Genomic DNA, 19,043 nt, shown 5'->3' on the forward strand with positions numbered 1-19,043 from the left:
ATCGAATGCGATTACTGGAGCGGCCAGATGATGTGGGAGTTCTATCAGGAACTTCAGGGCGGCAACGGCCCGGTGTTTCTGAAACTCGATCATCTGGCCGAAGAAACGATTCAAACCATCGAGCAGATCCTGCATACGAACGAACGCCCAAGCCGCGGCCGCTTCCATGCCGGGCGAGGGACCGACTATCGCACGCAGATGGTGGAAATGCACATTTCCGAAATCGGCTTTTGCAGCGGGCACAGTGCGTCGGGCGTCCATGTGAACGCGAATGCGCAAACCACCGTACCGGGCCTTTACGCCGCCGGCGACATGGCCGCGGTCCCGCACAACTATATGCTCGGCGCCTTCACTTACGGCTGGTTCGCGGGCGAGCACGCTGCGCAGTATGCCGCCGGTCGCGAACATGCGCGAGTCGATGAAGAGCAGGTGGAGGCCGAACGCGCGCGCGTGCTCGCGCCGCTCACGCGCGAACAAGGGCTCGCACCGGCACAAGTCGAATACAAGCTGCGCCGGTTCGTCAACGACTACCTGCAACCGCCGAAAGTGACGCGCAAGATGGAGATCGGGTTACAGCGCTTCGCCGAAATCGCCGAGGACATCGAGTCGATCAAGGCGAACAACCCGCACGAACTGATGCGCGCGGCCGAAGTCAGGGCGATCCGCGATTGCGCGGAAATGGCAGCGCGTGCCTCGCTGTTCCGCACCGAAAGCCGTTGGGGACTCTACCACCACCGGGTCGACTATCCCCATCGCAACGATGCCGAGTGGTTCTGCCACACGCATCTCTACAAGGATGCCAACGGCACCATGGCCAGCGGGAAGCGAGCCGTCGAACCGTACATCGTGCCGCTCGAGCAAAGCGAGCGCGGGGCCTATGACGCATTACGTATCCGTGAACGCCCAGCCGTTGCGGAAACGGTTTGAGCCGCATCGAACGCAAGGAGATTTCATCCATGTCTTACACACCGCACGACATCTTTCAGCGCAGCAGCGCGCCGGTAACGATCGACGAATCCCGATGCATCGCGGATAAGGGGTGCACGGTCTGCGTCGATGTATGTCCGCTCGACCTGCTGGCCATCGACCTGACGAAGGGCAAGGCTTACATGCAGTTCGACGAATGCTGGTACTGCATGCCCTGCGAACGCGACTGCCCGACCGGCGCGGTGAAAGTCGACATCCCGTATCTGCTGCGCTGAGCGAAGCACGATCGCCCGGCCCTGATCGCCCGGCCCCCTCATTTCTCTGCTTATCGACATGAAGCTTCCCATTCACGCCATTCGTCTATCGATCGCGCTTTTCATCGGCGCATCGGCCACCGTCTCTCACGCGGAAACGATCCGCGTGGCCATCGGCACGCAGGACACGACGATCAACTGCGCACCCGGGGGCTTGCTGATCCGCGAACTCCATCTCCTGGACAAATACCTGCCCCATACCGGCAAATACAAGGACGCGCAGTACGATGTGCAATGGAAGGACTTTACTTCCGGTGCGCCGCTCACGAACGAGATGGTCGCAGGGAAGCTCGATTTCGGGGCGATGGCGGACTTTCCGGGCGCCCTGAACGGTGCGGCTTTTCAGAAGGCCGGCAAACGCAGCGTCTTCATCACGGTGCTGTCCGGCAGCATCGACGGAAGCGGCAACGGCATTGTCGTGCCGATGAATTCGCCGCTGCACTCGATCGCGGACTTGAAAGGCAAGACGATCTCCGTACCGTTCGCCTCCACCTCGCATGGGATGCTGTTGCGTGCCATCAAGGCACAAGGGTGGAATCCCGATACCGACGTCAACATCATCACGCAGGCACCCGAGGTGGCCGGCAGCGCACTGAAGGCCGGCAAGATCGATGCGCATGCCGATTTCGTGCCGTTCGCCGATCTGTTCCCGTACCGCGGCATCGCTCGCAAGATCTACGACGGCGCGCAAAGCCATGCGCCGACGTTTCACGGCGCGCTCGTCGATGCCGCGTATGCGCAGAAGTACCCGGAGATTGTCGTTGCGTATTTGCGCGCAACGATCGAAGCCAATCGGCTGATGAACGAAGACCCGGAGAAGTACAGCCTGCTGATCCAAAAAGTCACGGGCGTTGAAGCGCCGGTGGATTATCTCTATCACGGCCCGCTCGGCATTCAAACGCGCGATCTGACTTGGAAACCGGAATATCGCCAGGCCGTCGCGACCGCCATCGATACCCTGAAGCTGCTGAAGAAGACCGATACCGCGCTCGATCCGAAGACGTTCATCGACGATCGCTATATCCGCGAAGCGTTCAAGGAGTCGCACCTCGATTACGACGCCGCGCTCGCGAACTACGCGAAGTTGCCGTTGACGGCGAACGATGCGGTGACCGGCAAGCCCATTCAGAATGACCGCGACGTCGCTCAAATCTGGCTCACGAACGAAGCCCACGTGCGCAACTACGCCAATCCGGCCGAGGCGTTCGCGGCACTGGACAAGGGCAGGCGCGGCAGCGAACCCGTGCGCGTCGTGTATGTGCGTGACCACACCAACGGCCTGAAGCTGTTCGCCAAACAAGCCTGGTACGTCAAGGATCGCAACGGAGCGATCGTGGCGTTCCTGCTTCGGTCGAGCGCAAGCGCCTACGCACAGCAAATCTCGGGCAAAGTCGACGACTACGCAGCGGTCTCCGGCCAAGCCGAGCCCTCGCTCGCCGCGCGTTAGTCATCGTTCATTCCATCAAAACGGAGTGTGATCCGCATGGCCGTCACGTTTGACCTTCCTGAGCTTCGCTCGCGTAAAGCGCTCGAGCGCGCGCCATCGGCCTTGCCGCGGGCGGGCGCGATATCCGCGCTCCGCCGCCGCCTCGTGCAATTGGCTTCGATCGCAGTGTGCATCGCGCTCTGGCAGCTCGCCGTGCATCTCCGGCTGTCGCTCGGCGTCGTCACGTTCGCCACTGTGCCGGAACCGGCCGATGTGGCGCGGGCGCTTTGGGCGCAGCTGCATTCTCCGAAACTGCCGATGCATCTGGCCGCGAGCACGTTTCGCGTCCTCACCGGGTTTTGTGCAGCGGCGGTGGTCGGCATCACACTGGGGCTCGCGATCGGCCGGCATCGTCTGCTCGAAGATGCGATTCTGCCGCCGCTCGAGGTACTGCGGCCGATACCCGCCGTCGCCTGGATTCCGCTCGCGATCCTCATGTTCCCTTCCTCCGAAATGAGCATGATCTTCATCACGTTCATCGGAGCGCTGTTTCCGATCTTGCTCAACACGATCCACGGGGTCGAGGCCATCGATCCGCGCCTCGTCGCCACCGCTCGCGGGCTCGGCGCGGGGCCGCTGGCCCTTTATGCCGAAGTCATCGTGCCGGGCGCTGCGCCTGCGTTGTTCACGGGGCTCTCGATCGGTATGGGTACCGCGTGGTTCTGCCTCGTCACGGCGGAGATGATCGCCGGGCAGTACGGGATCGGCTATTTCACCTGGGAGTCGTACACGTTGCAAAACTATGCGGACATCATCGTCGGCATGGGACTGATCGGCGTGCTCGGCATGGCGAGCAGCCAGATCGTGAAACGTATCGGGCTTGCTTCGACGCCTTGGTATCGGTTGCGCGGAGCAAACCGATGAACCCGGAAGACATCACGCAGACGCGCGCCGGGCACGTCAGCCTTCGAAGCTTGAGTGTCGATGTCGGCCCGGTTCATGCACGCGCCGCCGCCCTGACCCAAATCGATCTGGACGTTGCACCGGGAGAATTCCTTTGCGTACTCGGCCCATCGGGCTGCGGCAAGTCGACCTTGCTCGGCACGATCGCGGGCCATGTCGCGCCCAAGGACGGACAGCTCGAATTGGACGGCAGACGCATCGACCGGCCGCATCCCGAACGCGGTCTGGTGTTCCAGCAGCACACCTTGTTTCCCTGGAAACGTGTCGTCGAAAACGTTGCCTTCGGGCTCAAGATGCAAGGTGTCGAAGCCGCCGCCCGCCGGCGCGAAGCGATCGCACTGCTTGAACTCGTCGGCCTCGGCGGGTACGAATCGCACTACCCCGCGCAACTGTCGGGCGGCATGCAACAGCGTGTCGAGATCGCCCGCGTGCTGATCAACCGCCCACGCGTGCTATTGATGGACGAACCGTTCGGCGCGCTCGACGCGCAAACGCGCCGGAACATGCAAGCGTTGTTGCTCGACGTGTTGGCCAAGCTTCAGACGACGGTGATTTTTGTCACGCATGACATTGACGAGGCGATCTTTCTTGGCGATCGCATTGTCATCCTCTCGCGGCAACCGGCACGTATCGTCGATGAGATCGAGATCCCGCTCGCTCGCCCGCGTAGCGATGAAACGACGCTCGATCCCCTCTTCATCGATATCAAGCGGCATTGCCTCGACGTGCTGCGCGAAGCGGCATAAAGGCAAACAACGGCCCCTCCCCGCGTCGCTCATCCTCTCAACGATTCAAGACACCATGACCGCTTCGTTCGACACGCCCCAACACGACGATACGCACTCGGCAGTCGCGCGTCTTCAAGACGCCGACGAAAACGTCCGCCGCGTAGCACTTTTGGAACTCGCCGATCTGGGCGAACCTGACTTCATCGAGCACTTCATTGCGGCACTTCGTACCGATCGATCTCCCACCGTTCGCCAGGAAGCCGCGCGCGTGCTTGCGGAATGGGAGCAAAACGACGTCGTCGAAAGCCTATGCGCGGCACTGCTCGATACGAGTGAGACAGTGCGCCGAACCGCCGCACAAAGTCTGTCTGAACTGAAAAACCCCGAATCGGCACACGTACTGCTCGCATGGGCCGATCGATCCGACCCATTCCTGCGCGCCACCGTACTGCGCGGCCTGCGTGAATTGCGTTGCCCCGATGCGTTCGCGCTCGCGCTTCGCGCCCTGGGCGACATCGCGGCTGCTGTCCGGTCGGAAGCGATCGGCGTGCTCGGTTGGTTAAAGGACGAGCGGGCGTTGGCGTCACTCGCGCATCTGTGCGCCTTCGATCCCGAGCCGGATTTGCGGCGCGCCGCGGCCGGCGCGTTGGGCTTTGCTCCGCCGGGCGACGACGCTGTCGTTTCCGCGTTGCTGAAAGCGTTGGCCGACCCTGCCTGGCGCGTCCGAGAGCAGGCGGCGAGCACGCTCGGCAAGCTTGCCGTGCCCACTGCTGCCATCCCGCTGATGGCCGCGCTGGACGACGATTACTGGCAGGTGCGCGTCAATGCGGTGCGTGCGCTCGGGCGCCTGCGGGAGGCCAGCGCCGCGGCGCCGATGACAGCGCTGCTACGGCATACGGTCAGCAACCTGCGCAAGGAAGCCGCGCTCGCGCTCGGCGAGCTGGGCCTGCCCGATACGCTTTCCGCTTTGCGCGATGCCTTGCACGATGGCGATCCGGAAGTGCGCAAATCGGCGCGCATCGCAATCGCGCAAATCGAACAAGTCGAACACGTCGAACAAGTCGAGCAGGTTGATCGAAGCAACCGCATCGCCCCAATGAACCGGACCGGCGAGGCCGCACAATGAGCGCGCCAACGGAAATCCAAATCGACCGGGGCACACGCACGTTGACGCTCGTATGGCCGAGCGGCGAGCGGCAGCCACTCGCCGCCGTGCACTTGCGCCGGATGTGCCCCTGCGCCGAATGCCGGCGCAAGCGCTTGCGAAGCGAGCGCATCGAGCCGTCTGACCACATCGAACTCGGGCCATTGCAGCCGATGGGCTATGGCGTGCAAATCAGCTTCAGCGATGGGCATGCACGCGGCATTTATCCGTGGGTCTACCTGTCGCAACTCGCCGCCGAAAGGGGTTGAGGAACTTGCCAGCAGCGCGACGCCCCGCAAATTCCTCTTTTGCGTCCTTGCCTCGCCCGAAGCGCTGAATCGGCTTTGGGATGTGGCGCCTCCGGCACGCGCCGAACCCAAGGCGCTTGCGCGGCGGAAATGATACGTTATATCATTGCGCCCGTCCAACGGCGCCGATATGCAAGGCGCGTTCGCAAGTACGGAATGATACGTTATATCGTATCAACGTATAGGACACCCGTTCTCTTGCCATGGCCTGCCCGTTACCCGGTACGGCGTTTTCGCGCATCGCAGCGCGTCATCGACTAAGCAAAAAAATGAATCGTCCGATCCTCTCCGCACCCGCATGGCTGTTGATTCCAATACTCGGTACACCGGTACTGGGTCATGCAGCGGACAACGACGCCGGGCAGGCGGTCCTGGCCGGCTCGCCCAATGCGAGCGAGCCGGCCAAGCCGGCCGGTACCGAACCGCGCGAAGCCCACATGCCCGTCGTCACCGTTCAGGCGAAGCGTCTCGATCGAGCGCGCAACGCGTTGTCGCCCAAGGTGGGCAGCAGTGTCTATCGCATCTCGCAAGCCGACATCGACGCCATGCCTAAAGGCTCCGATACGCCGCTGAATCAAGTCTTGCTGCAAGCACCGGGCGTAACGAACGATTCGTTCGGGCAGTTGCACGTACGCGGAGAGCACGCGAATTTGCAGTACCGTCTCGACGGCATCGTGATTCCCGAGCCGATAAGCGGCTTTGGGCAGTCGTTCGATACGCGTATCGTCGATCAAGTCAGTCTCATAACCGGCGCACTACCGGCTCAGTACGGCTATCGCACAGCCGGAATCGTCGACATTCGAACCAAGTCGGGAGACATCGGCAACGGCGGTACGATCGACGTCTATGGCGGAAGTCATCAGACGCTCCAAACGAGCGCTGACGTGTTCGGCTCGAGCGGCCGCTTGAGCTATTACTTCACCGGAACGCTCGGCGAAAACAATCTGGGCGTGGAGGCGCCGACTGCCGACGGCAGCCCTCTGCACGATCACACGCGGCAAGGCAACGCGTTCGGCTATCTGTCATACCTGCTCAATCCGCTCACGCGGGTGGCCGTGATGTTCGGTACTGCGAGCAATCGGTTCGAGATCCCCAACACGCCCGGGCTGCCCGGCGCGTTCTCGCTCAACGGCAGTTCGTCGTTCAATTCCGCGAATCTGAACGAAACCCAAACCGAACTCACGAACTTCGCCGCGATTGCCCTGCAAGGCACCAACGGCGCCGCACTCGATTATCAGGTCGCCCTGTTCACGCGTTATACGCGAACGCAGTTCTATCCCGATTCAACCGGCGATTTGATTTTCAATGGCGTCGCATCGAACGTTTTTCACAGCAATCAGGCCAATGGGCTCCAAGCCGACGTGACTTATCGATTGACCGACAGACACACGTTGCGTGCAGGCGTCATGCTGCAGGCAGAGCACGCCGTATTCAACAACAGCGTCGCCGTCTTTCCCACGGACTCGGACGGCAACCCACTTTCCGACCAGCCGTTCACTATCAACGATTCGAGCAGCAAAACGGGCTACCTCTATAGCCTCTACGCGCAGGACGAGTGGAAGATCGCGGACCAAGTCACGGTGAACTATGGCTTGCGCGTCGATCGCATGAACGAATACGTGCAGGCCGGCCAGGTCAGCCCGCGTATCGGCATCGTCTATCAACCCACCCATTCGACGACGATCCACGCCGGTTACGCCCGCTACTTCACGCCCCCGCCGTTCGAACTCATCTCGAACTCGACGGTCGGTGTGTTCAACGGCACGAGCAATCAAAGCCCCTCTGCGCAGAACGACTCGGTCAAACCGGAACGAAGCCATTACTTCGACATCGGCATTTCCCAGCGCGTGACGTCTTCGTTGACGCTCGGACTCGATGCCTACTACAAGCGCTCGTCGAATCTACTGGACGAAGGACAGTTCGGCAGCGCGTTGATCTTCTCGCCTTTCAACTACGTCAGCGGCCGCACCTACGGCGTTGAATTGACCGCCAGCTATAAGCACAGGAACGTATCCGCCTATTTGAACGTGGCTTATAGCCGCGCGCAAGGCAAGAATATCGAATCGGCGCAATTCAACTTCAGTCCGGAAGAGTTGGCCTATATCGCGAACCACTGGGTCTATCTCGATCACGATCAGCGCGTCACGGCATCGTTCGGCGGCTCTTATGCATTCGGCCGTACCACGCTAACGGCTGACGCGATCGTCGGCAGTGGCCTGCGTCGAGGGTTCGCCAATACCGACCGTCTGCCCTGGTACATGCAGGTCGACCTCGGAATCGTCCAGCACCTCGACGAACCGTACGTTGGAAAGATCGATGCGCGCCTCGCATTCGTCAACGCATTCGGAAGAGTCTACGAACTGCGCGATGGTTCGGGGATCGGCGTAGGTGCACCGCAGTATGGACCGCAGCGCGCGATCTATGCGGGCATCACAAAGCATTTTTAACCGGAGAGGGATGCGGCATCCGCCATGGGCAGGCTTCAGCGATGCAGTCCGATGGCGGTTGGCGCGCGTGCAAGCGTCTTATGCGGGCGACGGTTAGAATCTCGATCGGCCCCGCATTCAACGTCGGTGGGCGCCGGGGATCATCCAAACAATGACCGCGCGTCCCGCTACTCTAAAGGACACTGCATGAACGCTCTTTCCGACTTCCCGATCACGCGCAAATGGCCGGCACAGCACCCCGACCGGATCCAGCTCTACTCGCTGCCCACGCCCAACGGCGTGAAAGTGTCGATCATGCTCGAGGAAACGGGTTTGGCGTACGAACCGCACCTCGTGCGCTTCGATACGAACGATCAGATGTCGCCCGAGTTTCTTTCGTTGAATCCGAACAACAAGATTCCGGCGATCATCGATCCGAACGGTCCCGGCGAAAAGCCGCTCGCGCTGTTCGAATCGGGCGCGATTCTGATTTATCTGGCCGATAAGAGCCGAAAGCTCATTCCGCGGGACGAAGCCGGACGGTACGAAACGATTCAATGGCTGATGTTCCAAATGGGCGGCATCGGCCCGATGTTCGGCCAAGTGGGTTTCTTCAATAAGTTCGCAGGGAAAGATTTCGAAGACAAACGTCCTCGCGATCGCTACGTAGCGGAAGCCCGGCGTTTGCTGGGCGTGCTGAACGATCGCTTGCGCGAACGGCAGTGGATGATGGGCGAGGACTACACCATCGCCGATATCGCCACGTTCCCGTGGGTTCGCAATCTGATCGGGTTCTATGAGGCGGGAGAGCTCGTCGGCTTCGCCGACTTCCCGCATGTGAAGCGCGCGCTCGACGTATTCGTTGCACGACCAGCCGTGATTCGCGGGCTCGATATTCCCAGCCGCGGATGACGGCGCAGGTGCCTTGCTCTGCTTGCACCGCTTTCAAGCGTCATAACGGCTAGGCGGACGGGGCAGCGGACGGGGCAGCGGACGCGATAGCCCGCGGCCCCGATCAACCGCTGTGCCTTATTGTGCCGGCGTCTGGGCCGCTCTGAGCTGCGCCTCCTTCTTCTCTTGCGCTTGCTTCTTCGCCAGATGGCGGCCGACGAGGCATCCGCCTACGGCACCGACAACCGCGTGATGCCCGGCATAATGGCCGGCCACGCCACCGACGACAGCGCCTTTAATACAGCCTGCCGCATTGGCGGCGCCGGACGCGCCGAACGCGAACAGCGCAGACAAAAGAAGAGCGGCCTTACGATTTGATTCCACGGTGATACCTCGCTATTGAGTCGCCAGGAGTTGGGGGCGCCAATCCGGGTTTCAAGCTAGCACAAACGCGGGGGTTAAAGCATCGCTACAAGCTACCGAGACGCGCACGCCGCCATTAATCGGGATTTGCACCTCGGGAATCGGTCAGATCAAGCCTTTGCCCGGCGCCGGTCATCGAAAGCCGGTTCATCAGCTAAGGACGTATGAGTGCGTCCTGCGCTTGGCGCGGTATTTCGGCGGCGGCTTGAACGACGTCAGCATCATCACGGCAAGCGGCACCCGGTAGACCAGTGCGAATACGGCCAGCAACCCATCGATCACGATCCGCGACACGTGGTTGTAGCGGCGATGCGAAGACGTGGGTCAACTTACAGCAGGCTTTCGACCTGAAAACGACATCGCCACCCATCGCTCATGAGCGCCCCAACCCCACCTCCCTGGAAACGATTTCAACCACTCAAAAAGCAAACTCCCTGGCAGAATTAGTAGTATTGTTGTCCACCGTTTCATCAAGAGTCGCCCAGGTTCACCAGGAGCTGCGATGTCCACCCCAGCCATACCCGCTGTCAAGCTGACTCGTCCCGTCGTTCACGGCGAAGCACTTTGGTTCGCCGCCTACGAATTCGGATGGGGATATCGCGCATTCGAATTGCCTGCCGGCCTCGCCCAGCGCGAACTCGGCGCCCTCGATGCAAGCGAGCACCAGCTGACGCTCGCTTTCGAGTTGGGCCGTCAGCGCATCGCCGGCGCCATCGCCCCGATGAATTCGGAATACGAAGGCAAGCGCATTTCACTGAAAACGGGCGATCTTCGTTCGTAGTTCATCGCGAACGGCGCACGGCAATCGCCGCTCATCGCACCGCATTGAGCTTCCGCCATAACGTGGTTTTGCTGATCCCGAGCGCTCGGCAAGCCGCGTCGCGGTCGCCATTGCAGGCCGCGAGTGCCGCCCGAATCTGATCGGCTTCGACGTGACGGCTTCGCTCGCGCAGCGTCGTTGCGTCCGCTCGGCTGCCCCGCGCGTTCGAATCGCCCACGAACAACTCGGGCGCGATCGTGCACATCGTTCGCACATCGAGCGGCACGATCTGGCCGCTCGGCGTTTCCGTGTCCGCCAATTCAACGGCGATGCGCTCGATCACGTTCTGCAACTCGCGTACGTTGCCGGGCCACGTATAACCGCACAGCACCGCTTCCACAGCGGCGAGCACTTGTGCGCCAGCTTCGCTGTTCCGGATGCGCGCCGTCAACCGCGGCTCGCGCCGGACGGCCTGCATCAACAACGCGACGGCAAGCGGCATCATGTCGTCGGTTCGTTCGCGCAACGGCGGCAGCGCCATGCTCAAAATGTTCAGGCGATAGTACAAGTCCGCACGAAACGTCCCGCCGGCGATCCGTTCGGTCAGCGCACCATGCGTCGCCGCGATAACGCGGATATCGACGCGTGTCGGCTCCGTCGATCCGAGCCGCACCACCTCCCGCTCTTGCAGCACGCGCAACAAGCGACTTTGCAGCGGCAGCGGCATTTCGCCGATCTCGTCGAGAAACAGCGTCCCGCGGTGCGCCGCCTCGATGAGGCCCGCCTTCCCACCTTTACGCGCGCCCGTGAACGCGCCCTCTTCATAGCCGAACAACTCGCTTTCGAGCAGCGCTTCCGGAAAAGCCCCGCACTTGATGGCCACAAAAGGAAACTCACGGCGCGCACTCAATCGATGAATACTTTGCGCGACCATCTCCTTGCCGGTACCGCTCTCGCCCAGCACGAGCACCGTCGCATCGGATTTCGCGTAGCGTTTCGCAAGCGTCTTCACCCGCTGCATCGACGCACTCTCTCCCACCAGATCGTCGAGCCGATAGCGTGCCGCGAACTGGTGCGTCAACTGCTTCGATCGCAATGTGCGGTCGAGCCGTTCCACCGCCCGCGATTCCTGAAACGTCAATACCACGCCATCCTCTCCGCTATCGCCGACAAGCGGCCCGCGATGCACGAGGTAGCTCACGCCGCGAATCGAAGCGAGTCCGTCACCATCGGTGTCGGGCAAGGCGCGAGCAAGATCGGGCACGAGTTCCGCAAGCGGCCGGCCGACGGCGCGCGCAACATCGATGTCGAGCGCATCGGCAAGGCGGCGGTTGATCGCCTCGACGCGGCCGCTCGGATCCAGTGCGACGACCCCGTCGCGCAGATGCTGGAGCAGATTGTCGATATGCTGACGACGCTTGGCTTCGGCACGCGTGGCCTCCGCGAGATCCAGCGCGGTTTCGAACCCACGCCGGATCGACGCATGCGAATACAGGAACACGGTGTCGATGCCGGCCGCCTGCGCCAGATCGGCGATGAGCCCGGGCGCGACGATCGCGCCGACCCCGCGTTCCCGCAACGCTTGCACGCAAGCCTGCGCATCCTCCGCCGAGCGATACGATGAGAAGATCACATCGAGCCCGTACGCCGAAACGAAATCGCGCACTTCCTGCGGTGTTTCGCCCGGCATGACGAGCGCGACTTGGCGCTCGCCCTGCCGGCGCGCCCGGGCAAGCGACTGCATGACGTCGAAGCCCGTCGGACTGATTTGCACGACAGGCACCGATAACCGCATCTTGAGATACGCGGCATTCGACCCGCCGGCGACGATGACGTCCGGCCGCCGCGCACCGGCGGCCTCCACTTCGAGCACCGCGTCGTCATAGGCGCGTGAAATCACGCGCAGATCGGCGCGTTCGTCGTAGTCGCCCGCGAGCTCGAACAGGAGATCGCGCAGCCGGCTGATACCAAACGCCCAAATGCGTGGACGCTGGGACACATTGAATGAATGGCCGGAAGCAAGACGGCTCACAGCGCGCACTCCGTCGTGGAAATACCATGGGCAGGTCCGGCGTATTATGCTCGCCAAATTTCCTTTATGGAAACGTCGATTTCATTTGTGAAATCTACGAACCGGCTAAAGCGCCCCGGCTCCAATAACAATCAAGGACTTAGGCGATTCTGGGCCGCCTGGTCCGCACCTTGCTTAAACGTTGCACCTTTTTGGGAGCTCAAGTGGAAACAGTCAATCAGCAACCCATGCATGCCGGCGCGGCGTTTCGCGCGGCCGTCGCGAACGAACAGCCGCTGCAGGTGGTGGGCGCGATCACCGCCTACGCGGCGAAGCTGGCGCAAGCCACTGGCTTCAAGGCCGTCTATCTGTCGGGCGGTGGCGTAGCCGCGAACTCGCTCGGCATCCCCGATCTGGGCATTAGCACGATGGAAGACGTGCTGATCGACGCGCGCCGCATCACCGACGCCTGCTCGCTGCCGCTGCTCGTCGATATCGACACGGGCTGGGGCGGCGCCTTCAACATCGCGCGAACGATCCGCTCGTTCATCAAGGCGGGTGTCGCCGCTGTCCACCTCGAGGATCAGGTCGGACAAAAGCGCTGCGGCCACCGCCCCGGCAAGGAATGCGTACCCAAGGAGGAGATGGTCGATCGCGTGAAGGCGGCCGTCGATGCGCGCACCGACGATTCGTTCGTCATCATGGCGCGTACCGATGCGGCAGCGGCCGAGGGCATCGATGCGGCTATCGAGCGCGCGTGCGCCTATGTCGAAGCCGGCGCGGATATGATCTTCCCCGAAGCGATGCGCACGCTCGACGATTACCGCAAGTTCAAAGCCGCGGTGAAAGTGCCGATTCTGGCCAATCTGACGGAGTTCGGATCGACGCCGCTCTTCACGATCGACGAACTGAAGACGGCCGACGTGGATATCGCGCTGTATTGCTGCGGGGCCTATCGTGCGATGAATGCGGCCGCGCTCAACTTCTACGAAACGCTGCGCCGCGACGGCACGCAAAAAGCGGCCGTGCCGACGATGCAAACGCGCGAGGACCTGTACAAATATCTTGGCTATCACGCGTATGAAGACAAGCTCGACGCGCTGTTCGCCGCCAATAAGTAAGCATCATCATTCGATTCTCGAAGCAGGAGACACAACATGACTGAAGCAGTGAAGGAAGCGCCGGCCGCCGGCACGTTCAAGCCGAAGAAGTCGGTCGCGCTTTCGGGGGTGACGGCGGGCAACACGGCGCTTTGCACGGTGGGCCGCACGGGCAACGATTTACATTACCGAGGTTACGACATTCTCGACGTCGCCACCACCTGCGAATTCGAGGAAATCGCCTATCTGCTCGTCCACGAAAAGCTGCCGACGTCCGCCGAGCTGGCGGCCTATAAGAAAAAACTCAAAGCGCTGCGCGGCTTGCCCGCAAACCTGAAAGGCGCCTTGGAGTGGATTCCCGCTTCGGCGCACCCGATGGACGTCATGCGCACGGCCGTATCGGTCCTCGGCACCGTGCTGCCCGAGAAGGACGATCACAACGTCGCGGGTGCGCGTGATATCGCCGACCGCCTGATGGCTTCGCTCGGTTCGATGCTGCTCTACTGGTACCACTACTCGCACAATGGCCGTCGCATCGAAGTGGAAACCGACGACGATTCGATCGGGGGCCACTTCCTGCATCTACTGCACGGCAAGACACCGTCGAAATCGTGGGTCGAAGCAATGCATACGTCGCTGATCCTGTACGCCGAGCACGAATTCAACGCTTCGACGTTCACGGGCCGTGTCGTCGCCGGCACGGGGTCCGACATGTATTCGGCCATCACCGGTGCGATCGGCGCGCTGCGCGGCCCGAAGCACGGCGGCGCGAACGAAGCCGCATTCGACATTCAGTCACGCTACACGACGCCCGACGAGGCCGAAGCCGACATTCGCCGCCGCGTCGAGAACAAGGAAGTCGTGATCGGTTTCGGCCACCCCGTCTATACGATTTCGGATCCGCGCAACAAGGTGATCAAGGAAGTCGCGCGCAAACTGTCGAAAGAGGCCGACGACACGCGTCTGTTTGGCATCGCCGAACGGCTCGAATCGGTCATGTGGGACGCCAAGAAAATGTTCCCGAACCTGGACTGGTTCAGCGCCGTGTCCTATCACATGATGGGGGTGCCGACGGCCATGTTCACGCCGCTGTTCGTGATCTCGCGTACGTCGGGCTGGAGCGCGCACATCATCGAGCAGCGCATCGACAACAAGATCATCCGCCCGAGCGCGAACTACACGGGGCCGGAGGATCTGAAGTTCCTGCCGATCGGAAAGCGCTGATCGGGGGGCGGCCCTGCCCTTCGTTCGCATCCCTAATCATTCCCGCGCCCTGAGTCCCACCGAGGAACAGGGCCGCCCTTCGCTCGATGCATGATGAACACTCAATACCGTAAAGCTTTGCCCGGCACCGGGCTCGACTATTTCGACGCACGCGCAGCCGTCGATGCGATCGAGAAGGGGGCGTACGACGCCCTGCCCTATACGTCGCGCGTGTTCGCGGAAAACCTCGTGCGCCGTTGCGAGCCATCGCTGTTGACCGACGCGCTGGGGCAGCTGATCGAGCGCAAGCGCGACCTCGACTTCCCGTGGTTTCCGGCGCGCGTCGTCTGTCACGACATTCTCGGCCAGACTGCCTTCGTCGATCTGGCGGGGCTGCGCGATGCCATCGCCGAGCGCGGGGGCGATCCGGCGCTCGTCAATCCCGTCGTACCGACGCAGCTTGTCGTCGATCATTCGCTCGCCGTCGAATGCGGCGGCTACGACAAGGACGCCTTCGCGAAAAACCGCGCGATTGAAGATCGACGCAACGAAGACCGCTTCCATTTCATCGACTGGACGAAGAAGGCATTCAAGAACGTCGATGTCATCCCGCCCGGCAACGGCATCCTGCACCAGATCAACCTCGAGCGGATGAGCCCGGTCGTGCAGGTGCAAGACGGCGTCGCGTTTCCCGACACGCTGGTCGGCACCGATTCGCACACGCCGATGGTCGACGCGCTCGGCGTGATCGCTGTCGGCGTGGGCGGCCTCGAAGCCGAAAGCGTCATGCTTGGCCGTGCCTCATGGATGCGCCTGCCTGATATCGTCGGCGTTGAGCTGACGGGCTCACGGCAACCCGGCATCACCGCCACCGACATCGTGTTGGCGTTGACCGAATTTCTGCGCAAAGAGAAAGTCGTCTCCGCCTACCTCGAGTTCTACGGCGAAGGCGCCGCGAGCCTGACGCTCGGCGATCGTGCGACGATCTCGAACATGGCGCCCGAGTTCGGCGCCACGGCGGCGATGTTCTACATCGACGAGCAAACGATCCGCTACCTGACGCTCACCGGCCGCGACGACACGCTCGTCAGACTGGTGGAAACCTATGCCAAGGAAGCAGGCCTTTGGGCCGATTCGCTATCGCGCGCTCAATACGAGCGCGTGTTGCGTTTCGACTTGTCGAGCGTCACGCGCAACATCGCGGGGCCGTCGAATCCTCACCGCCGCGTGCCGACGAGCGAGCTCGCCGCGCGCGGTATCAGCGGCAAGGTGGAGAACGAGCCCGGAAAGATGCCCGACGGCGCCGTGATTATCGCTGCCATCACGAGCTGCACGAATACGAATAATCCGCGCAACATGATTGCGGCGGGCCTGCTGGCGCGCAACGCCAATCGATTGGGGCTCGTTCGCCAGCCTTGGGTCAAGAGCTCGCTCGCCCCGGGATCGAAAGCGGTCACGCTCTACCTCGAAGCAGCGGGCCTGCTGCCCGAGCTCGAAAAGCTCGGCTTCGGCGTTGTCGCCTACGCCTGCACGTCATGCAACGGCATGTCGGGTGCGCTCGATCCGGCGATTCAGAAAGAGGTGGTCGAGCGCGATTTGTACGCGACCGCCGTCCTCTCGGGCAACCGCAATTTCGACGGGCGTATTCACCCGTATGCGAAGCAGGCGTTCCTCGCCTCGCCGCCGCTCGTCGTTGCCTATGCGATCGCCGGAACGATCCGCTTCGATATCGAGAACGGTGTGCTCGGCACCGATGCCGGCGGCAAGCCGATCACGCTGAAAGACTTGTGGCCATCCGATGAAGAGATCGACGCCGTCGTTCAATCGAGCGTGAAGCCCGAACAATTCCGGCGCGTGTACGAGCCGATGTTCGCCCTCGCTTCGCAACAAGCCGAACCGGGCGATCCGCTGTACGACTGGCGCGCGCAAAGCACCTATATCCGCCGCCCGCCGTACTGGGAGGGCGCGCTGGCCGGCGAACGCACACTGAAGGGCATGCGGGCGCTGGCCGTGTTGGGCGACAACATCACAACCGACCACATTTCGCCGTCGAACGCGATCATGCGCGCGAGCGCGGCCGGCGAATACCTCGAAAAAATGGGCCTGCCCGAGGAAGATTTCAACTCGTACGCCACTCACCGCGGCGATCATTTGACGGCGCAGCGCGCGACGTTCGCGAATCCGACGCTGAAGAATGAAATGGTGCGCGAGAACGGCCAGATCAAGACGGGCTCGCTCGCCCGGATCGAGCCTGAAGGCAAGATCACGCGCATGTGGGAAGCCATCGAAACCTACATGGAGCGCAAGCAGCCGCTCATCATCATCGCCGGTGCCGATTACGGCCAAGGCTCGTCGCGCGATTGGGCCGCGAAGGGCGTGCGTCTGGCCGGCGTCGAAGCGATCGTGGCCGAAGGCTTCGAGCGGATCCACCGTACGAACCTCGTCGGCATGGGCGTGCTGCCGCTCGAGTTCAAACCGGGGGTGAATCGCGAAACGCTCGCCATCGACGGCACGGAAACGTTCGATGTGATGGGCGAGCGCACGCCGCGCGCCGATCTCACGCTCGTCATCCAACGCAAGAGCGGCGAGCGCATTGCAGTACCCGTGACCTGTCGTCTCGATACGGCGGAGGAAGTCTCGATTTACGAAGCGGGCGGCGTTTTGCAGCGCTTCGCGCAAGACTTCCTGGAATCCGCCGCGGCCGCCTAACGAAAGCAATAAGGACCTCGAACGAATGACACCTCTCCCTCAAATCAAGGTACCGGCCGTCTATATGCGCGGCGGCACAAGCAAGGGCGTGTTTTTCCGTCTTCAGGATTTACCGGAGGCCGCGCAGGTACCCGGCGCGGCGCGCGACGCATTCTTGATGCGTGTGATCGGCAGCCCCGACCCGTACGGCAAGCACACCGATGGGATGGGCGGCGCCACGTCGAGTACGAGCAAGACCGTCATTCTCGCGAAGAGCACGCGGCCCGATCACGATGTGGACTACCTGTTCGGGCAGGTCTCGATCGATAAGCCGTTCATCGATTGGAGCGGCAACTGCGGCAACCTTTCGGCCGCCGTGGGGCCGTTCGCCATCGCGAACGGGCTCGTCGACGCAGCGCGGATCCCTCACGACGGCCTCGCCACCGTGCGAATCTGGCAAGCCAATATCGGCAAGACGATCGTCGCGCACGTGCCGATGACGGGCGGTGCCGTGCAGGAGACAGGCGATTTCGAACTCGACGGCGTCACGTTTCCGGCCGCCGAAGTCGCGCTCGAATTCATGGACCCGGCAGCCGACGAAGAAGGCGCAGGCGGCGCCATGTTCCCGACGGGCCATCTCGTCGACGATCTCGAAGTGCCCGGCATCGGCACGTTGAAGGCGACGATGATCAATGCGGGCATCCCGACGATCTTCGTCGAGGCCGAAGCGATCGGCTACAAGGGCACGGAGCTGCAGGCCGCCATCAATGGCGACGAGCAAGCCCTCGCTTTGTTCGAAACGATCCGCGCGCATGGCGCGCTGCGTATGGGCCTGATCGAGCGCATCGAGGACATCGCGCAGCGGCAACATACGCCGAAAATCGCATTCGTCGCGAAGCCGGCCGATTACGTCGCCTCGAGCGGCAAGACCGTGCGCGCGGGCAATGTCGATCTGCTCGTGCGTGCGATGTCGATGGGCAAGCTCCATCACGCGATGATGGGCACGGCAGCCGTTGCGATCGGCACAGCGGCCGCCATTCCGGGGACGCTCGTCAATCTGGCTGCCGGCGGTGGCGAACGCGAAGCTGTGCGATTCGGTCATCCGTCGGGTACGTTGCGTGTCGGGGCACAAGCCGCGCTGGTCGACGGGCAATGGGTGGTCAAGAAAGCGCTGATGAGCCGCAGCGCGCGCGTGCTGATGGAAGGTTGGGTACGCGTGCCGGGCGGAGCGTCAGGGCCCGTGTAAGGTCCCTCATCGCCCTTTGATGATGTCCGACCGCGAAGTGGTATAGACGTGCCCCGAGGCGTCGAAATGCACATTGAAAAATGCATCGCCCGAGGGGCCGCCTTCCTGCCACTTCCAACTCCATACCGTTTCAGGCTTCAGCGGATAAACCGCTACCTCCCCCGGCTTACCAAGCCGTTCGCGTACCGCTTCCCGCGACATCCCGATGCGCACGCTCGCGAAATTCTCGGCCGTCAGCAGCTGCGTGATGGCGACCAATTTTCCCTGAGCATCGATATCCACGCGATACGTCGTCGTGCCTTGCGGCCCGCGCGGATACTCCAAACGCTTTGAGCCGTCCGGTAACGTGCGTTCCGTCTCCGGCCGCCCCATTTGATCGCGGATCTGCGCTTCGGTGGTGACGCCGGGCGTCAGCCCTTTCAATAGCAGCGCGTCCGGCTTGATCGCATTGAAGAAAGCCTTGAACTTTTCCTTCATGACGGATG

At 62.3% G+C, this 19,043-nt stretch carries 17 protein-coding genes and 1 pseudogene; 14 read left to right on the top strand and 4 right to left on the bottom strand.

All coding sequences use genetic code 11. The features are described from left to right. The 9 genes and pseudogenes from ACTHL0_RS10255 to ACTHL0_RS10295 all read left to right on the top strand — a co-directional run. Positions 1-927: pseudogene (locus ACTHL0_RS10255) on the top strand (fumarate reductase/succinate dehydrogenase flavoprotein subunit); the annotation flags it as partial. Between the two features lie 29 nt (positions 928-956). After that, positions 957-1,202: a 4Fe-4S dicluster domain-containing protein gene (locus tag ACTHL0_RS10260; protein ID WP_440536426.1), complete on the top strand. Its 246-nt coding sequence runs from the start codon at positions 957-959 to the stop codon at positions 1,200-1,202. 58 nt (positions 1,203-1,260) lie between these two features. Next, positions 1,261-2,688 (top strand): ABC transporter substrate-binding protein, encoded by a 1,428-nt coding sequence (locus tag ACTHL0_RS10265; protein ID WP_440566620.1) that lies wholly within the window; start codon positions 1,261-1,263, stop codon positions 2,686-2,688. A gap of 36 nt (positions 2,689-2,724) precedes the next feature. Further along, positions 2,725-3,591 (top strand): ABC transporter permease, encoded by an 867-nt coding sequence (locus ACTHL0_RS10270; RefSeq protein WP_440566621.1) that lies wholly within the window; start codon positions 2,725-2,727, stop codon positions 3,589-3,591. Next, positions 3,588-4,376: an ABC transporter ATP-binding protein gene (locus ACTHL0_RS10275; RefSeq protein WP_440566622.1), complete on the top strand. Its 789-nt coding sequence runs from the start codon at positions 3,588-3,590 to the stop codon at positions 4,374-4,376. The genes ACTHL0_RS10270 and ACTHL0_RS10275 overlap by 4 nt, the downstream gene beginning before the upstream one ends. Positions 4,377-4,431: 55 nt before the next feature. Then, positions 4,432-5,484, top strand: coding sequence for a HEAT repeat domain-containing protein (locus ACTHL0_RS10280; RefSeq protein WP_440566624.1), 1,053 nt, complete (start codon positions 4,432-4,434; stop codon positions 5,482-5,484). Next, the gene (locus ACTHL0_RS10285; RefSeq protein WP_440566625.1) at positions 5,481-5,771 is read left to right on the top strand and encodes a gamma-butyrobetaine hydroxylase-like domain-containing protein; all 291 of its coding nucleotides are present in this window, start codon (positions 5,481-5,483) and stop codon (positions 5,769-5,771) included. Before ACTHL0_RS10280 ends, ACTHL0_RS10285 begins: the two co-directional genes overlap by 4 nt. 308 nt (positions 5,772-6,079) lie before the next feature. Beyond that, the gene (locus tag ACTHL0_RS10290) at positions 6,080-8,257 is read left to right on the top strand and encodes a TonB-dependent receptor (RefSeq protein ID WP_440566626.1); all 2,178 of its coding nucleotides are present in this window, start codon (positions 6,080-6,082) and stop codon (positions 8,255-8,257) included. Between the two features lie 186 nt (positions 8,258-8,443). Then, positions 8,444-9,148 (top strand): glutathione S-transferase N-terminal domain-containing protein, encoded by a 705-nt coding sequence (locus ACTHL0_RS10295; RefSeq protein ID WP_440566627.1) that lies wholly within the window; start codon positions 8,444-8,446, stop codon positions 9,146-9,148. Positions 9,149-9,265: 117 nt separating this feature from the next. Here the strand turns inward: ACTHL0_RS10295 and ACTHL0_RS10300 are convergent, their stop codons facing one another. Both ACTHL0_RS10300 and ACTHL0_RS10305 read right to left on the bottom strand, forming a co-directional pair. Then, on the bottom strand, positions 9,266-9,511 hold the full coding sequence (locus ACTHL0_RS10300) for a hypothetical protein (RefSeq protein WP_440566628.1): 246 nt from the start codon (positions 9,509-9,511) through the stop codon (positions 9,266-9,268). 189 nt (positions 9,512-9,700) lie between these two features. Next, positions 9,701-9,844 carry a hypothetical protein gene (locus ACTHL0_RS10305; protein WP_440566629.1) on the bottom strand — a complete coding sequence of 48 codons (144 nt, stop codon included), beginning with the start codon at positions 9,842-9,844 and terminating at the stop codon, positions 9,701-9,703. 208 nt (positions 9,845-10,052) lie between these two features. Between ACTHL0_RS10305 and ACTHL0_RS10310 the strand changes: the two genes are divergently transcribed. After that, positions 10,053-10,331, top strand: coding sequence for a hypothetical protein (locus tag ACTHL0_RS10310; protein WP_440566630.1), 279 nt, complete (start codon positions 10,053-10,055; stop codon positions 10,329-10,331). Between the two features lie 31 nt (positions 10,332-10,362). On the opposite strand, the gene prpR is transcribed toward ACTHL0_RS10310, so the two are convergent. Continuing rightward, on the bottom strand, positions 10,363-12,342 hold the full coding sequence (gene prpR, locus ACTHL0_RS10315) for a propionate catabolism operon regulatory protein PrpR (protein WP_440566631.1): 1,980 nt from the start codon (positions 12,340-12,342) through the stop codon (positions 10,363-10,365). 227 nt (positions 12,343-12,569) lie between these two features. Between prpR and prpB the strand changes: the two genes are divergently transcribed. From prpB to prpF, 4 genes are all read left to right on the top strand, one after another. Further along, the gene (gene prpB / locus ACTHL0_RS10320) at positions 12,570-13,442 is read left to right on the top strand and encodes a methylisocitrate lyase (RefSeq protein WP_440566634.1); all 873 of its coding nucleotides are present in this window, start codon (positions 12,570-12,572) and stop codon (positions 13,440-13,442) included. A gap of 36 nt (positions 13,443-13,478) precedes the next feature. Then, positions 13,479-14,645 (top strand): bifunctional 2-methylcitrate synthase/citrate synthase, encoded by a 1,167-nt coding sequence (prpC, locus tag ACTHL0_RS10325; protein ID WP_440566632.1) that lies wholly within the window; start codon positions 13,479-13,481, stop codon positions 14,643-14,645. A 93-nt stretch (positions 14,646-14,738) separates the two neighbouring features. Next, positions 14,739-17,333, top strand: coding sequence for a Fe/S-dependent 2-methylisocitrate dehydratase AcnD (gene acnD / locus ACTHL0_RS10330; RefSeq protein ID WP_440566635.1), 2,595 nt, complete (start codon positions 14,739-14,741; stop codon positions 17,331-17,333). 25 nt (positions 17,334-17,358) lie between these two features. Next, positions 17,359-18,558, top strand: coding sequence for a 2-methylaconitate cis-trans isomerase PrpF (gene prpF, locus ACTHL0_RS10335; protein ID WP_440566633.1), 1,200 nt, complete (start codon positions 17,359-17,361; stop codon positions 18,556-18,558). Between the two features lie 6 nt (positions 18,559-18,564). Here prpF and ACTHL0_RS10340 read toward each other — a convergent pair whose 3' ends face one another. Continuing rightward, a complete protein-coding gene (locus ACTHL0_RS10340) occupies positions 18,565-19,035 on the bottom strand; it encodes a hypothetical protein (RefSeq protein ID WP_440566636.1) in 471 nt (156 codons plus the stop codon). Positions 19,036-19,043 lie beyond the last annotated feature (8 nt).

The sequence above is a fragment of the Trinickia sp. genome (genome assembly GCF_051961175.1).
Lineage (GTDB): Bacteria > Pseudomonadota > Gammaproteobacteria > Burkholderiales > Burkholderiaceae > Trinickia.

Bases quoted from the DNA above. Each gene is read 5' to 3' on its own strand.
- ACTHL0_RS10290 (WP_440566626.1), top strand. From the start codon at position 6,080: ATGAATCGTCCGATCCTCTCCGCACCCGCATGGCTGTTGATTCCAATA.
- ACTHL0_RS10270 (WP_440566621.1), top strand. From the start codon at position 2,725: ATGGCCGTCACGTTTGACCTTCCTGAGCTTCGCTCGCGTAAAGCGCTC.
- acnD (WP_440566635.1), top strand. From the start codon at position 14,739: ATGAACACTCAATACCGTAAAGCTTTGCCCGGCACCGGGCTCGACTAT.
- ACTHL0_RS10275 (WP_440566622.1), top strand. From the start codon at position 3,588: ATGAACCCGGAAGACATCACGCAGACGCGCGCCGGGCACGTCAGCCTT.
- prpC (WP_440566632.1), top strand. From the start codon at position 13,479: ATGACTGAAGCAGTGAAGGAAGCGCCGGCCGCCGGCACGTTCAAGCCG.
- ACTHL0_RS10285 (WP_440566625.1), top strand. From the start codon at position 5,481: ATGAGCGCGCCAACGGAAATCCAAATCGACCGGGGCACACGCACGTTG.
- prpB (WP_440566634.1), top strand. From the start codon at position 12,570: ATGCATGCCGGCGCGGCGTTTCGCGCGGCCGTCGCGAACGAACAGCCG.
- ACTHL0_RS10310 (WP_440566630.1), top strand. From the start codon at position 10,053: ATGTCCACCCCAGCCATACCCGCTGTCAAGCTGACTCGTCCCGTCGTT.
- ACTHL0_RS10280 (WP_440566624.1), top strand. From the start codon at position 4,432: ATGACCGCTTCGTTCGACACGCCCCAACACGACGATACGCACTCGGCA.
- ACTHL0_RS10340 (WP_440566636.1), bottom strand. From the start codon at position 19,035: ATGAAGGAAAAGTTCAAGGCTTTCTTCAATGCGATCAAGCCGGACGCG.
- ACTHL0_RS10260 (WP_440536426.1), top strand. From the start codon at position 957: ATGTCTTACACACCGCACGACATCTTTCAGCGCAGCAGCGCGCCGGTA.
- prpF (WP_440566633.1), top strand. From the start codon at position 17,359: ATGACACCTCTCCCTCAAATCAAGGTACCGGCCGTCTATATGCGCGGC.
- ACTHL0_RS10265 (WP_440566620.1), top strand. From the start codon at position 1,261: ATGAAGCTTCCCATTCACGCCATTCGTCTATCGATCGCGCTTTTCATC.
- ACTHL0_RS10295 (WP_440566627.1), top strand. From the start codon at position 8,444: ATGAACGCTCTTTCCGACTTCCCGATCACGCGCAAATGGCCGGCACAG.